This is a genomic window from Bacillus sp. Je.9.29.b (genome assembly GCF_051129925.1).
GTDB lineage: Bacteria > Bacillota > Bacilli > Bacillales > Bacillaceae > Bacillus > Bacillus safensis.
In genome coordinates this window covers 176828-190900 of sequence record NZ_JBCPSO010000001.1, presented here as the reverse complement: position 1 = coordinate 190900, position 14073 = coordinate 176828, and the positions used below count along the sequence as shown (strand labels likewise).

The window sequence follows — 14073 nt, the reverse complement described above, 5'->3', positions numbered from 1 at the left end:
CATGAGACGGTTTGATATTGAAAATAATTACAAATCATTCTTCCTGGTTCTTTTGTTCTACTCAACTCAAAGCGCTCATTTTATGAAGAAATTTGGATGAAATGAAGGTAGAAAATTGAAGAAGTAACATCATTTTTTCTTGATATAAATGGTTTGAATGGTATAATTCCTCTGAAACATAAAGGAATGGAGGGGAATTTGATGATTTTTACAAAGCACGATCTTCACCATTACTTAACGCAGGATAAGAAAGCATTAGCGATTACGCGCAGAAGACCAAAGTGGTTTGGAGACGATATATGGAAATATCAAAGGTATTTACGAAAATATGAATACTATTCTAATAGCGGCGCTCTACTGCGCAAATGGTTTTATCGCTATTTACATAAAAAGAAAGGCATGCAGCTTGGCTTTGATATTCCGATTGGCGTCTTTGGCCCCGGCCTTAGAATCAATCATAGTGGACTCTTAATTGTGAATAAGCACGCAAAAATTGGGGCATTTTGTGATATTCATCAAGGGGTGAATATTGGCCAAAACCATTCCGAAAAGGATGTACCAACCATTGGAGATCACGTATGGATTGGCCCCGGTGCTAAGCTGTTTGGAGACATTTATATTGCAAATCATATTTCTATCGGAGCAAATGCCGTGGTGAATCGTTCCTTTCATGAAGAGCAGATCGTCATTGCAGGTGTACCGGCTCAAAAGGTAAAAGAAAAAGGCCCTTCTTCATGAAGGCGCCTGATAAAAAAGAATAACACCGATCAAAACAGAGATGAGCAGCATGAGATAAAACAAGATGGTTAAAATCAAGATCGTCCATCCCAGCCCCTTTCTCTCTGTCTTGATCAAATAAATACCGAGTACGATGGTGCTAAATAGCACGCCTAAAATGGCCCACAGCCATTTGTCTTTGTTATGCTTTGGCGCATCAAACCATAAATAGATGGCAACAGCAAGTGAAACGAATAGACCCGTTAATCTCATATTTACATTCCCCCTTATGTAAAAAAACACATATTCTATTATTCGGTTGAATAACCGATTTTTTTCAATTTATTCAAACATACGATACTTTTGTCCTAAAATATTTTATCATTGTTCCGCGGAAGGCTTCGCCATTCTTCTCTCAACATTCCGTAGCGCATTGAATCAAAATAAACCCCTTGATAATAACGAACCTTTCTCAGTCTCCCCTCAAGGATAAATCCGCATTTCTCTGCGCACCGCATCATCCGTTCATTCCCTGACCAAGTTGTTAAACCAATTCGAGGGATATCAATATGCGTAAATAACACATCAATCCAAAGATTTAATGCCTTTGTCCCAATACCCCCGCTCCAAAAACGTGAGTCATAAATGATAATGCCGCATTCAAGCCACCTCGTACGTTCATTCTCCCAATAATAAGATACGGTGCCTTTGATATCACCATCTATTTCAATGCCATATAGCTTTTGGGGAATGGATTCTTCCTGTAAGTAACGTTTCTTAAATACAGCAAGCGGGATTTCGTGTTCATAAAAATAAGGGGCATTCCATTTTCGATAGGACTGGTCTGATGCTTTAAATTTTAAATGCCACACCGTCTCTAAGTCCGTTTCGGTTAATGGACGTATGTTCACAAGCTCTTCCTTTTCACTTTTCATCTGTTCACGTTCCTTTACTTTGTCGTTCTTTTTGCTAAATGACGGTACTCGATCGGCGTCATGCCTTCATTTTGCCGGAACAGCTTAGAAAAATAAGTAGGGTCGTCAATACCTACATGATCTGCAATAACAGCGATTTTTTCATTCGTTGATGCCAGCATGCTTTTGGCTTTTTCGATTTTGAGACGATGGCTGTACTGGTTTGGTGTCAATCCATATACCGTCTGCATACATCTTGTCATGTAGTCAGGATGATAGTGCAGTTTCTCTGCAAGCTGCTCCATGTGTAATTTCTCCATAAAGTGATGCTCAAGATAGTGAACCACTTCTGATGCGACGGTCTCCTTTGCACTTGGAATATGGAATGCTTCCTTTTGCAGGTGAATGAGCAGTTCCTCAAATAATAGCTGTTTTTTCAGCGGAAGTTCAGATGCATCATGATTTAGTGCTCTCATCGCTGAAAGGTGTTTTTTTAACACACTTCGCCCTTTCACTTTTCCTAAACGGGGCAGACTAAATTCATAGGTTGCCGGCTTTTCGAAGGTAGCTTGATTTTGTTTCATATCAATCCAGTGTTCTCTCGGCCGGTTCGTCAACTCAAATCGATCAATTGAGAAATGCAGCCACTCATAGTGGGTTTCCTCTTCACATGGCAGATGTCCACCATGAGACAGGCCCGGTGAGAGAATCATATATTCACCTTCTTTTACTTGATAAGCTGCCTCGTCCTCTGTCATCCATAGTTTACCTTTTGTGACATAGAGAAGATCAAATACAGTGAAGGTTCTTGAGATATGTCTTTCTCCTTGATGAAATACACCTTTACCTGAAGCAATATAAATAGGAAAAGGCGGTACGGTAAATGTAATAAATCGATCCATATTCATCCCCTTATGAAGTCGGATTTCTCCAATAAGTTTCGGTTTCATCTCTTCTTATTATAGTCGATGCACGGTACACTATAAATCGGATTTATACGAAAGGGGGCTGTGTGATGAAATCTCAAACCCTGTCATATGAAAAGGTTCAAGCCAAAGATGAGAAAACCCATCCTTCATTATTTGCATTAACTTGGCCTATTTTTATCGAAATCTCTTTATATATGCTCATGGGGAGCGCTGATACACTTATGCTCAGCCAATACTCCGATAACAGTGTGGCCGCAGTAGGTGTAAGCAACCAGCTCCTGAATTTATTAATTGTCATGTTCAGCTTCGTTACAACAGGAACGACCATTGTCATTGCGCAGCTTTTAGGAGCTGACCGCAAGCAGGAAGCGACTCAAGTCGCCTATGTTTCACTAGGAACCAACTTCTTGATCAGCTTTGTCATTAGTCTCCTTATGTTTGTGTTAGCTGTGCCAATCCTGCACATGATGGGCTTATCAAGTGAACTCATGCCGGATGCGGCGGTTTTTTTACAAATTGTCGGCCTGCTTTCTTTTATTCAAGCACTCATTATGACGTATAGTGCTATTTTAAAAAGCTACGGATATACAAGAGACACGATGTATGTCACCATCGGAATGAATTTGCTAAACGTTGCCGGCAATTATTTGGTCATTTTTGGTCCGTTTGGCTTTCCTGTATTAGGTGTCATGGGTGTTGCCTTTTCAACCTCGCTTGCTCGATTGATCGGCTTGATGGTGATGATCCTCATTGTCCGCCGCCGAATTGGATTGCGCTTTTCGCTGAAGAGTATGTTTCACATCCAGCGGACGCATTTAAAAAAGCTGCTGAAAATTGGCATTCCTTCTGCTGGAGAGCAGCTTTCTTATAACGGCTCTCAAATGATTATTACACTGTTTATTACATTTATGGGAACGCAGGCTTTAGCAGCAAAGGTCTACACTCAAAATTTGATGATGTTCATTATTTTGTTTGGTGCAGCGATTAGCCAAGGGACACAGATTTTAATCGGGCGCCATATTGGGGCGAAAGAATTTGATGCTGCCTACCGCAGATGTATGAAAAGCTTATACTGGGCCATTGGGATCTCTCTTCTTTCTTCCACTGCTTTATCTTTATCATCGACGCATTTGCTTACCTTTTTCACTAGCAATCGTGAAATCATTCAAATCGCCGCCACACTTCTCCTATTGACGATCATTTTAGAGCCGGGGCGCTCTTTTAATATGGTCATTATTAATTCATTGCGGGCTGCTGGTGACGCGAAGTTTCCAGTGTATATGGCGATGATATCAATGTGGGGAATTGGGCTTCCGATCGCTTACTTGTTAGGCATTCAGTTTGAAATGGGGCTCATCGGGGTTTGGATTTCTTTTATCGTGGATGAATGGGTCAGAGGCATCTTCATGTATAGGCGCTGGCGTTCCAGAGTATGGACGGAGTATCGCTTTTCTTCCACATAAAAAAGGACTGGGTGCAGTCCTTTTTTACGTAATATCTTCTAAAATAAGTGCTTTTTCCTGTTTGGAAATAAATACTCGCTCTGTAAAGACGCGGTATTCGTTTTCTCTTGTTTTATCTAAAATGGCTTTATAAAAGTGAGCTGCTGCTTTCACCGGTATACGTGAATAGAGCGGGAATTCATGAAGATGGTCAAAAAACTCCTCGTAGTATGCCTCTGCCTCAAAGGCAATGTACTCCCAGACGTGCTGGAAGGCTTGATTCACAATCCCTTCCTGCAATTCTTGCTCTGTGTACCCGAATTGATCCATCACCTGCTTTGGCAAATAGATGCGGTCTCTTTCAGCCTGATCTTCCCCAATATCTCGAAGGATGTTGGTTAGCTGCATAGCAATCCCTAACGAAATGGCTGCTTCTTTTAACTGCTCTTTTTTACGCGGTGCAATAATGGGAAGGAGCATCAGTCCAACGGTACTAGCAACATGATAGGAATAGATGAGCAGTTCATCTAACGTTTCGTAGCGCTGCTGCTCTAAATCCATCTCCTGTCCTTGGAGCAGGTCACGAAACGGGGCTTCATCCATCCGAAACTCTTGAAATGTATGCTCTAGCGCCACCCATATTGGATCATTCCGGTCTACCTCTCCTTGTAAAAATCGATCAAACGTCTCCCGAAAGGATGCAAGGTCCTCTTTTGGCGAAGGGGATTCATCTACAATGTCATCTGCTCTACGGCAAAAGGAATATACGGCCCAGACGGCCTGTCTTTTCTTTTTAGGCAGCATGGAAAAGGCCCGGTAAAACGTTTTTGAATGGGTTTGAATGGTTTCCTCACACACTTTTAATGCTGTTTGTACATCAACCACTTAGCTTCACTTCCTTTCTATCATTCAAATCTTTTAGTAGTACAGAAGCCATGAGCTTTGCACTTTGCATCACGATCGGCACCCCGCCGCCCGGATGGATGGAAGCACCTGCCGCATAAAGATTATCTGTCTCACTGACCTTCACTTGCGGGCGGAAGACACCTGATTGAAACAAATTAGGCGCAAGTCCAAAACTGCCGCCTTCAAACAATCCTTCTCGCAAGGAATCATTTGGTGTTCTGACCTTTTTCCAGACAATCGACTCTCTCAATCTTGGAAAGCCTCTTTTCTCAAGGACATTCACCATGTTCTCGACAAAATCTGTCTCCTCTTCCCAGTTGATATGATCTCCTGAAGGAACGGGAATCAGCATATAAAGAACACTGCAGCCATCTGGGGCAAGAGATGGATCAATGATCGATGGATTAAATGTATAAAACGACGGGTCTTGAGGAATCGTTTTCGTTTGAAAAACTTCTTTCATATGCTGATCAAAGTGTTCTCCCATAAAAAATTGATGAACAGGTGCTTCATGATACATATTGTTTAACCCGAGATACACCATCACACAGCCAGAGGACGGCACGTATTTCCGGCGATCTTGTTCGTCTAAACCAAATTGTTTTAACGCAGCTGGATAATCTCCATTGATCACAAATGCATCAGCGGTTTCATATTCATCATTTACTTTTGCTTTGACTGCCCGTTTCCCCTCAAACACCAATTGCGTGACTTCTTCATTTTTTCTTACATGCACACCCATGTTGATGAGCTGACCTTCCAATATATCTACTAAACTCGCATAGCCGCCTTTTAAATAGTAGATTCCATGTGCGTGCTCACTATAGGACACAAGCGAATAAATAGCCGATGCTTCATACGGGTTTCCCCCAACATAGAGGGTTTGAAGTGCGTATGCATCTCGCAGGCGTTCGTCTGAGAAATATTTTTTCAGAGCGCTTTGTACCGTTCGATACGCCTTTAATTTCATTAAAATCTTCATATTCGCTTTTGTAAAAAATGTACGTTTTTCGTGAAATGATTTTTCTAGAAAGGCTTGCTGCCCTTCTTGAAACCGGTCCGTCATTTCTTCCATAAACCTCAGGAACCCTTGATCTTCTTTTGGAAAAACACGTCTGATTTCATCTAACTGACGAAGTGCATCAGAGTATTTCGTATAGGAGGTTCCATCTTGATATTGAATTGTATACAGCGGATCAAGCTCCACAAGGTCAAGAGATGATTCGTCAATTCCTACCTCATGTAAAATGCCTTTTAACATGTCAGGAAGTAGGACAATGGTCGGACCTTCATCTACTTTATATCCTTTCTCACGTACAAAAGCAAGTCTCCCGCCAAGCCGTTCATTTTTTTCAACAAGGGTGACATCATGTCCCGCTTTTTTTAAATAAAGCGCTGAGATCATTCCGCCAATACCGCCACCTGCAATCAATATATGTTTTTTCATGAGGCGCTCCCCTTTTCTTGATGCGGCATTGTTTTGTGTGAATGTTTCTCTTTTTTAAGAATGGCATTTGTCGTAATACGTGCTGATTCTAAAATGGTTGGCAGTCCGCTTCCTGGATGTGTTCCTCCTCCAACGAGCCAGCAGTGCTTTAATTCATCAAATTCATTGTGCGGCCTTAGGACCATCATCTGCGTCAGCTGATGGCCGAGGTTAAATGTAGCTCCTTCATATACGTAAAGGTCTTCCTCCCATTGCTTCGGTGTGATCATCCGCTCGACTTCTATATGCTGTCTCACATTCTGAAAGCCCGTTTTCCGCTCCAATGTATCCAGCACAAGCTCTCTAAATTTACCTTGATGCGCCTCCCAATCAATACCGCTTTGGTTATTAGCAACTGGAGCCAGCACATAAAGAGCTGATTTTCCTTTTGGAGCAAGTGAGTCATCGGTTACACTTGCATTTTGAATATAAATAGACGGGTCATCTGGCAGCTCATATGTTTTCGTAATGCCTTTGACAAATCTAGCATAATCATCGGAAAAAACGATGGTATGATGCGGCTCATCATATATGGTATCCAGTCCTAAATAAAGCATAAAGGTAGAGCAAGAGAATTTTTTCTTTTTTAATTTCTTCTCGCTGTATTTCTTTAAGAGTCCTGGCTCGACAAGCTTTGTCATCACATGTGCAAAGTCTCCATTGACGACAACCTCATCTGCTTGTATTTCTTCCCCAGATTCTAAACGAATTCCTTTTACTTTTCTTCCCTCCGTGAGCAGCTTTTCGACGCCAGCTGACAGATGAATCTCTGCTCCAGCTTCAAGCGCGGCCTTTGCCATCGCTTCTGACAGCTGATTGACACCGCCCTTCGGATGGAATACACCTGTGTCATGTTCCATAAACGAAAGGATCGAGAACGCACCAGGGCATTCCCACGGGGACATTCCTAAGTACTTTGATTGAAATGTAAAAGCGTATTTCACTGATTCATTCGAAAAATAGTCTGACAGCACATCATACAAACTTTTATTTAGTGAAAGCTGTGGAAGTGCTTTGATCACCTTCGGACGAAGGTAATGATGAAAGCGATCCATTTTACTTTGTAAAATTGGTGTCAAACGATCCATTTTGCGCTTTGTATCCTTCATAAATCTTAGATACCCTTCGCCCTCACCAGGTGCAAAGGCTTCTAATCGTTTGTGCATTTCATCGCGATCCCGGATCATATCGAGCTGATTGTCTTGAAATATTAATCTATACATCTCTTTTAATTCAATCACATCAATATAGTCATAAAGATTTTTACCAGCAAAGGTGAACAGCTCCTCTGCAATATGAATCATACTGAGAAAGGTAGGACCTGTATCAAACGTGAAATCACCAAGTTGAAACTTAGCGTTACGCCCGCCAACAAAGGGCTGTTTTTCGTATACATGAACATCATGTCCTTTGCTTTGAAGCATCATAGCTGCTGCAAGGCCCCCTGGTCCCGCTCCAATCACAATGATTTTCATTATCCTTTTTCCTCCAAATTAATTCACTTTAAGTTAATTATACAAATTAGAAAGATTTGATCAACTTTTGATGTGCTCAAAAAGTCTCATGTTATGTATCAAAAAAGCCGGCTTCCTTTCAACAAGTGCAAGAAAGCCGACTCTTTATTACGCTTCTATATCAATTCGATACGTTTCAAACCAATGATGAATCTGTGCTAGATGGGCAATCAACTGCGGGCCCTTCATGAGCTGGCCATACCATGGCACATGAAAGGAAGCCCCTTCCGTTTCAATCAGCTGCTTTAATTGATGTGGATCTAAAAATTCGTGAAGTACAGAGTCTTTTTGCGCGAGACAGTCTGTGAGCATCTCTTTCACAGCCTGAGTATAGGCTGGATGATGTGTTTTCGGGTAAGGGCTCTTCTTTCGATAAAGCACTTCATTCGGTAAAATTCCCTCTAATGCTTTTCGTAAAACCCCTTTTTCACGATTTCCATGCATTTTCATTTCCCAAGGAATATTCCACACATATTCGACAAGGCGATGATCTGCAAATGGCACACGTACCTCAAGACTAGCCCCCATACTCATTCGATCTTTTCGATCAAGCAGTGTTGTCATAAACCAGATCATATTTAAGTAAAAAAGTTCTCTCCTGGCTTTATCGACGCCAGTTTCTCCATCTAAAAGAGGCGTTTCTGCCACTGTTTCTTCATATTTGCTTTGCGCGTATTCCTTAAGTGACAGCTTTTTTTGCCACGAGTCTTGCAGGAGCTGAGTTCTCGCTTCAGTCGATCTCATCCACGGAAAACCATTCGTTTCATTTTCCATATGGAACCAAGGATAGCCTCCAAAGATTTCATCCGCACATTCACCTGACAAGCCAACAACGAAGTCCTTTTTAATTTCTCGGCAAAACCACAGCAAGGAAGAATCAATATCTGCCATACCCGGTAAGTCTCGAACCTCAACGGCTTCCTTCAGATAGGAAGCGAGCTCTTTTTGTCCAATGATACAGCTATGATGATTCGTTTGAAACGCTTTGGTCATTCGATCAATCCAAGGACCGTCAGCATTCGGCTGGAATTGATTTGCCTCAAAGAATTGATCGTTTCCTTCGTAGTCAATGGAATACGTATGAAGCGGTGCTTTCCCTATTTTCTCAAAGTGCTTAGCGGCAATGGCAGTAATGGCACTAGAATCGACGCCCCCAGATAAAAATGTACATACCGGCACATCAGAGACGAGCTGTCTTGTCACGGCATCTGTAAAGAGATGCTTAATGTGCTGTGCGGTGTCATCAAGTGAATCGGTATGTTTCTTGCTTTTGACATTCCAGTATCTCCACACGCGCAGACCGTCTTTTGAAAAGGTCAAGGCATGTGCAGGTCTCAGCTCTTTTATCCCTTTAAACACGCCTTGACCTGGTGTTCTTGACGGTCCTAAGCCAAAGATCTCCGACAGCCCTTCATGATCGACTTTTGCTTTGATATCAGGGTGAGCAAGAAGTGCTTTGATCTCTGAACCAAATAAGAAGGAATGATGATGTTCTGTATAGAAAAATGGCTTGACGCCTAACCGGTCTCTCCCTGCAAATAACAATTCACGCTCACTATCCCAGATCACAAATGCAAAAATGCCATTAAAATGAGAGACACACTCTTCCTTCCATTCTGTATAGGCATGAAGAAGAACTTCTGTATCAGAATGCCCAAGAAAGCGGTGCCCCCTTTTTAACAATTCTTTTCTTATATCCTCCGTGTTATAGAGCTCTCCATTGTATACAATCGTATAAGCATGGTTTTGATGTGTATATGTCATCGGCTGCTTTCCGCCTTCTACATCTACAATCGCTAACCTTTTATGCCCGAAAAGAACGTGCTCACTTTTCCACGTGTTTGTATCATCTGGCCCTCTTTTAGATAATGTATCTGTCATTTGATTGATTACATGATCCTGTTGGATGAGCTGCTTTTTAAAGTCTGCCCAGCCTGTAATTCCACACATCATCATCAGCTCCCATCCGTTTTTCCTCAAGTGTTCTCATTCAGCCTTTCTTAGTTTATGCATCGTCTCCTTGATAGTTGATTTGTCCTTTTTTCCCGGCGTATAGGACAAGCTTGATTTGGTAAGAAAAGAAAGAGGAAAGGAGCTTTTGCATATGGAGAATCGAATGAAGCAGCTTGAACGCTGCAGCAGAAGATGGTGTAAAGGGTATTTGCTCATTGAGAACGGGCATTGTCTAATTGAAGATGAAGAAGGAGAGATCATGCTGCCAGAAAGTCTTCAAAGCACAATGATCTGTTTGAAGGAAAATGACCGATGGACAAAAGGAGAATTGCTTGGTTCTATGATTCTTCATGAAAACGGGCAGCTAATAGAAGTACAGGGAGGAGAAAACATTCAATATACGGCGTCTCTTGCCAAAGGCTGGCTTGATCTTCTCATGTTCGTACCGGACAACGCCTTTGATCACATCCTTGACCAGATTGAGCAGCTTGGTTTTTCCGTCTATGATTGTGTCTTCTCTTCCTTTCATTCAATGCAGCGCGTCTCTTTCTTTCAGTTTTCGGCAGATACACAATCACTTGCACTTCAATGTCACCATGAGCCAGCCGCCAGCCACATTCGTTTTGAATGGACCACTTCAGACGGACAACGGATCGTTTCACAATTTGATGCCACATAAAAAGGACACTGCTTCGTATAAGCAATGTCCTTTTTATATTAAAAGATATGGAAACCGATCGGCAGACGTAAACCGAGAAGAATGGTCACAATCGCAAATACGATAAAACCAATCAACACACCAGTCACCGATTTTCCTTTTTTCTTGCGCACTAGGACCATTTCCATGAAACCGATCACGAGGATACCGAGAATCATTTTCCCAATATACTCGCCTCCGAAACCTGGAATTTTCATTCCTGTGCGAACATACAATTCTACGCCTGTTGCGATGATGATCAAGTAGAATAAACGAACGATCATGTGCACAATTTTAGCGCCTTTGTCGTTTTTACCTGCTAGAGCAAAGGCTACGAAGAATAAAATAATCCCCAGCACCCATGCTGTGATATGTAAATGTGTTCCCATTTGTGATTTCCCCCTTTATCAGAACAAGTACCTTCTCATCGTACCACGAAATAAGTCGAACACAAAGCGACAATCCTGTGTCATCACGCGCTTTATTTGACGTGATTTGTCAGCGTTCCAATCGGTTCAATCGTGATGTCAATTCGATCTCCAGAAGCTAAAAACTTAGGCGGTTCAAAGCCCTTCCCTACCCCAGAAGGTGTACCTGTTGCAATGATGTCACCCGCTTCTAATGTCATCCCTTTTGAAAGAGTGGAGACAATGTCTTCAATTGTGAAGATCATTAATTCCGTACTGGCAGACTGCCGAACCTCTCCGTTTACCTTTGTTTCGACATGGAGCGCACCATGATCCTCGATCATTGACTTATGAACGATATAAGGTCCTATCGGACAGGTAGTATCTAAGCTCTTGCCGATGAAAAATTGTTTATGTTTTTTCTGCAAATCTCTTGCCGTCACATCATTTAAAATGGTGTAACCGAATATATAATCTTGGGCCTCTTCAGGAGCAATGTTTTTCCCTGATTTGCCCATCACGATGGCAAGCTCCCCTTCATAATCCAATTCACTTGTCACACCTTCATGAAGAAGAATGTCCGCTTCGTGTCCAATGACAGAAGTAGGTGCCTTTGTAAAAATCATCACGTCTTTAGGAATATCCGCCGCACTTCCCATCTCCATGACATGATCTTGATAATTCTTTCCAACACACATGATGTTTTTAGACGGCTTTGGAATCGGGGCATGGAGTTTCACGTCCGAAAGCGGATATACATAAGAACCGCGGTCTTCTTCTTTTTTCTCAGCCCAATCAAGAAGCTGCCCTACATGTTCCACAAACTTGTCCCCCATTTTGATACACTCAGATAAAGAGTTTGGCAGTGTCTCAAGCTCAAATAATTTGGCTTCTGCCTTTTTGACGTCCATCACCCATTCATCATCAATGACTACCCCAATAAACATGCTGCTATGTATCTCACCTGTAAAAAACTTCATATCTTCCCCTCACAATCTTCATTTCGCTAAGTTATGATGTCTCATTTTATTTCTCTACGAAATAAAAAAAACCCTTTTTTATCATACTCTCTTTTAAAAAGGGTTTCAAAAATGATGATTGAATGCTTAGCGGAAACGGCGGTACTCCCACATGTTCCCTTGATCCCATTTACGCTCAACATTTCCTCTATTTCGGGAACGATGCGATTTCTTTCCACATCTTCGGCAAGAGCGGCTGCGTTTATGGTGATGAGAACGTTTAGATCGATGGCTGCGGCGCGACTTGCGGCTCTTCTTATTGTGGGATCTGTGCTTGCTGCGATGTGACTTGCGGCAGCTCTTCTTATGATGAGATCTGCATTTGCTGCGGTGTGACTTACGGCAGCTTTTCTTATGATGAGATCTGCATTTGCTACGGTGTGACTTGCGGCAGCTCTTCTTATGATGAGATCTGTGTTTGCTGCGGTGTGACTTTTTCGGTTCGCTCTTTTTGCTTCTGTAAGATTTTTTGCTTTTATATGACTTTTTACTCTTCATGCTTTTCTTCGAACGATAGCTTTTCTTAGAGCGATAACTTTTCTTTGAACGATAGCTTCTGTAGCTTTTTTTACTGCGGCGTGATTTACGGCGTCCACCACCGCCAAAGAACCAATGACCGCGACTTGAATGACGAGAACGAGCTGACTTATGAGAACGTCTCGATTCTGGTTCACGATCTAAGTGATGATCACGTCCCTCACTTCGAAGTGAAGCTACTGCATGTTCAATGTGTGAATGATCAAATGTACTCACGAACAATTCCCCTCCCAGTCTATCTTCGACAAAACAAACAGACAAAGCTGTTTATCTTCTCTGCTTTATGTTACGAGACTCGGTAGACAAGTGTTCGTGACGAATGCCTCTTTCCTTGAAAACTCCATGAATACCTACCAGCCGGTACAGGACATTCCTTCACTTTCATATCGTAAAGAAGAGCATATAGGAGGCTGATGAACATATGAACACAGAATCTTTAAAACAACTTGATATGTGGATTCATCCAAAAGACCTGATTGAATTAAAAAAAGACATTTGGAACGATGAACCTGTTGAAGCTATTCTAAAAACCGGCCAAACCAAATCACATATTTATGCTTCATACCGCGGATCACACATTAGAAAGCTTAAGAAAAAGTCCTATCAAATCGAATATCGAAAGCCAAAACAAAGACAAGGCGAATCCATCTTTCATTTAAATGCAGAGTACAATGATCCTTCGTTTATCCGAAACAGGCTGTCCTTTTATTTCTTTGAGCAGATGGGGGTGCATAGCCCCGCTGCTTCTCATGTGTTTCTCACCATAAATGGAAGAAAAGAAGGGATTTATTTGAAAATAGAATCCGTCGATGAGTTCTTTCTTCAAAAACGGCAGCTTTCAGGAGGCGGCATTTATTATGCGGTTGATGATGACGCGAACTTCTCCCTTTTGAGTTCTTTTGATAAAAAACCAAAAAAGCACCTTCTTCTCGGATACGAGAAAAAAACGGGGACTTCTCAACATGATCAGCAGCTGAGCGAATTTATTTACTTTCTCAACACAGCGAAAGATGACACTTTTGCAGAAAAAATTGAACAATACCTAGATGTGACACAATATTTCCGCTGGCTCATCGGTGTGGTATGCACACAAAACTTTGATGGTTTTGTTCATAACTACGCTCTTTATGTAAATGAACAAGGGAGGTTTCAAGTACTTCCTTGGGATTATGATGCAACATGGGGTCGTGACATTCATGGAGAAGAAATGCCGTTTGATTATATCCCAGTAAACGGCTTTAATACATTAACTGCTAGATTACTAGATATCCCTTCGTTTAAAAGAGCCTATTACACACTTTTCCAGCATGTACTCGATACACATTTTGTAGAAGACCGGCTCTGCCCAGTCATCGAGAAATGGCATGAATCGATTGAGGATCGAATTGGAGATGATCCATATATGAAAGATCGAAAAGACATCTTGCAGTCTGAAAGAGACTTAATTCGGCAGTATATCAACAAAAGACGACGTTATTTACAGACTGAGATCAAAAAAGAGATATTTGGTACGTAAGAACACTTTCGAATTTTGTCACTTTATTACTCATAT

14 protein-coding genes and 1 pseudogene are annotated in these 14073 nt (G+C 41.7%); 5 read left to right on the top strand and 10 right to left on the bottom strand.

The genetic code is table 11. The features are described from left to right. The first annotated feature begins 201 nt into the window (after positions 1-201). Complete coding sequence (locus AAZR19_RS01005; RefSeq protein WP_056766114.1) at positions 202-738, top strand: serine O-acetyltransferase; 537 nt, start codon at positions 202-204, stop codon at positions 736-738. On the opposite strand, the gene AAZR19_RS01000 is transcribed toward AAZR19_RS01005, so the two are convergent. The 3 genes from AAZR19_RS01000 to AAZR19_RS00990 all read right to left on the bottom strand — a co-directional run bounded on the left by AAZR19_RS01000 (position 733) and on the right by AAZR19_RS00990 (position 2533). Further along, on the bottom strand, positions 733-990 hold the full coding sequence (locus AAZR19_RS01000) for a hypothetical protein (RefSeq protein WP_024425086.1): 258 nt from the start codon (positions 988-990) through the stop codon (positions 733-735). The two genes, AAZR19_RS01005 and AAZR19_RS01000, sit on opposite strands and share 6 nt — an antisense overlap. 95 nt (positions 991-1085) lie before the next feature. Beyond that, entirely contained in the window at positions 1086-1652 is a 567-nt protein-coding gene (locus AAZR19_RS00995; protein WP_163115303.1) for a GNAT family N-acetyltransferase, read from the bottom strand. Positions 1653-1666: 14 nt separating this feature from the next. Next, the gene (locus tag AAZR19_RS00990) at positions 1667-2533 is read right to left on the bottom strand and encodes an AraC family transcriptional regulator (protein WP_218677317.1); all 867 of its coding nucleotides are present in this window, start codon (positions 2531-2533) and stop codon (positions 1667-1669) included. 113 nt (positions 2534-2646) lie between these two features. Here AAZR19_RS00990 and AAZR19_RS00985 point away from each other — a divergent pair, with 113 nt between their 5' ends. Next, entirely contained in the window at positions 2647-4023 is a 1377-nt protein-coding gene (locus AAZR19_RS00985) for an MATE family efflux transporter (RefSeq protein WP_434702082.1), read from the top strand. A 24-nt stretch (positions 4024-4047) separates the two neighbouring features. Here the strand turns inward: AAZR19_RS00985 and AAZR19_RS00980 are convergent, their stop codons facing one another. From AAZR19_RS00980 to asnB, 4 genes are all read right to left on the bottom strand, one after another. Next, positions 4048-4887, bottom strand: a complete 840-nt coding sequence (locus AAZR19_RS00980) for a phytoene/squalene synthase family protein (RefSeq protein ID WP_041110061.1) — start codon at positions 4885-4887, stop codon at positions 4048-4050. After that, positions 4880-6355, bottom strand: a complete 1476-nt coding sequence (locus AAZR19_RS00975; RefSeq protein WP_218677315.1) for a phytoene desaturase family protein — start codon at positions 6353-6355, stop codon at positions 4880-4882. Before AAZR19_RS00975 ends, AAZR19_RS00980 begins: the two co-directional genes overlap by 8 nt. Next, the gene (locus AAZR19_RS00970) at positions 6352-7869 is read right to left on the bottom strand and encodes a phytoene desaturase family protein (RefSeq protein WP_041110056.1); all 1518 of its coding nucleotides are present in this window, start codon (positions 7867-7869) and stop codon (positions 6352-6354) included. The genes AAZR19_RS00975 and AAZR19_RS00970 overlap by 4 nt, the downstream gene beginning before the upstream one ends. 147 nt (positions 7870-8016) lie before the next feature. Then, the gene (gene asnB, locus AAZR19_RS00965; protein ID WP_041110054.1) at positions 8017-9858 is read right to left on the bottom strand and encodes an asparagine synthase (glutamine-hydrolyzing); all 1842 of its coding nucleotides are present in this window, start codon (positions 9856-9858) and stop codon (positions 8017-8019) included. Positions 9859-10012: 154 nt separating this feature from the next. Between asnB and AAZR19_RS00960 the strand changes: the two genes are divergently transcribed. Next, positions 10013-10540, top strand: coding sequence for a DUF2777 family protein (locus AAZR19_RS00960; protein ID WP_041110052.1), 528 nt, complete (start codon positions 10013-10015; stop codon positions 10538-10540). Positions 10541-10578: 38 nt separating this feature from the next. Here AAZR19_RS00960 and AAZR19_RS00955 read toward each other — a convergent pair whose 3' ends face one another. Continuing rightward, positions 10579-10947 (bottom strand): YisL family protein, encoded by a 369-nt coding sequence (locus AAZR19_RS00955; RefSeq protein ID WP_034282135.1) that lies wholly within the window; start codon positions 10945-10947, stop codon positions 10579-10581. A 92-nt stretch (positions 10948-11039) separates the two neighbouring features. Continuing rightward, complete coding sequence (locus AAZR19_RS00950) at positions 11040-11945, bottom strand: fumarylacetoacetate hydrolase family protein (protein ID WP_041110050.1); 906 nt, start codon at positions 11943-11945, stop codon at positions 11040-11042. 111 nt (positions 11946-12056) lie between these two features. On the opposite strand from AAZR19_RS00950, the gene AAZR19_RS00945 reads away from it, so the two are divergent. After that, positions 12057-12272 carry a hypothetical protein gene (locus tag AAZR19_RS00945; protein WP_041110048.1) on the top strand — a complete coding sequence of 72 codons (216 nt, stop codon included), beginning with the start codon at positions 12057-12059 and terminating at the stop codon, positions 12270-12272. 39 nt (positions 12273-12311) lie between these two features. On the opposite strand, the pseudogene cotG reads toward AAZR19_RS00945, so the two are convergent. Next, positions 12312-12737 (bottom strand): annotated as a pseudogene (gene cotG / locus AAZR19_RS00940) (spore coat protein CotG); the annotation flags it as partial. Positions 12738-12942: 205 nt separating this feature from the next. Between cotG and AAZR19_RS00935 the strand changes: the two are divergent. Then, positions 12943-14037, top strand: coding sequence for a CotH kinase family protein (locus AAZR19_RS00935; protein WP_395894463.1), 1095 nt, complete (start codon positions 12943-12945; stop codon positions 14035-14037). Positions 14038-14073 lie beyond the last annotated feature (36 nt).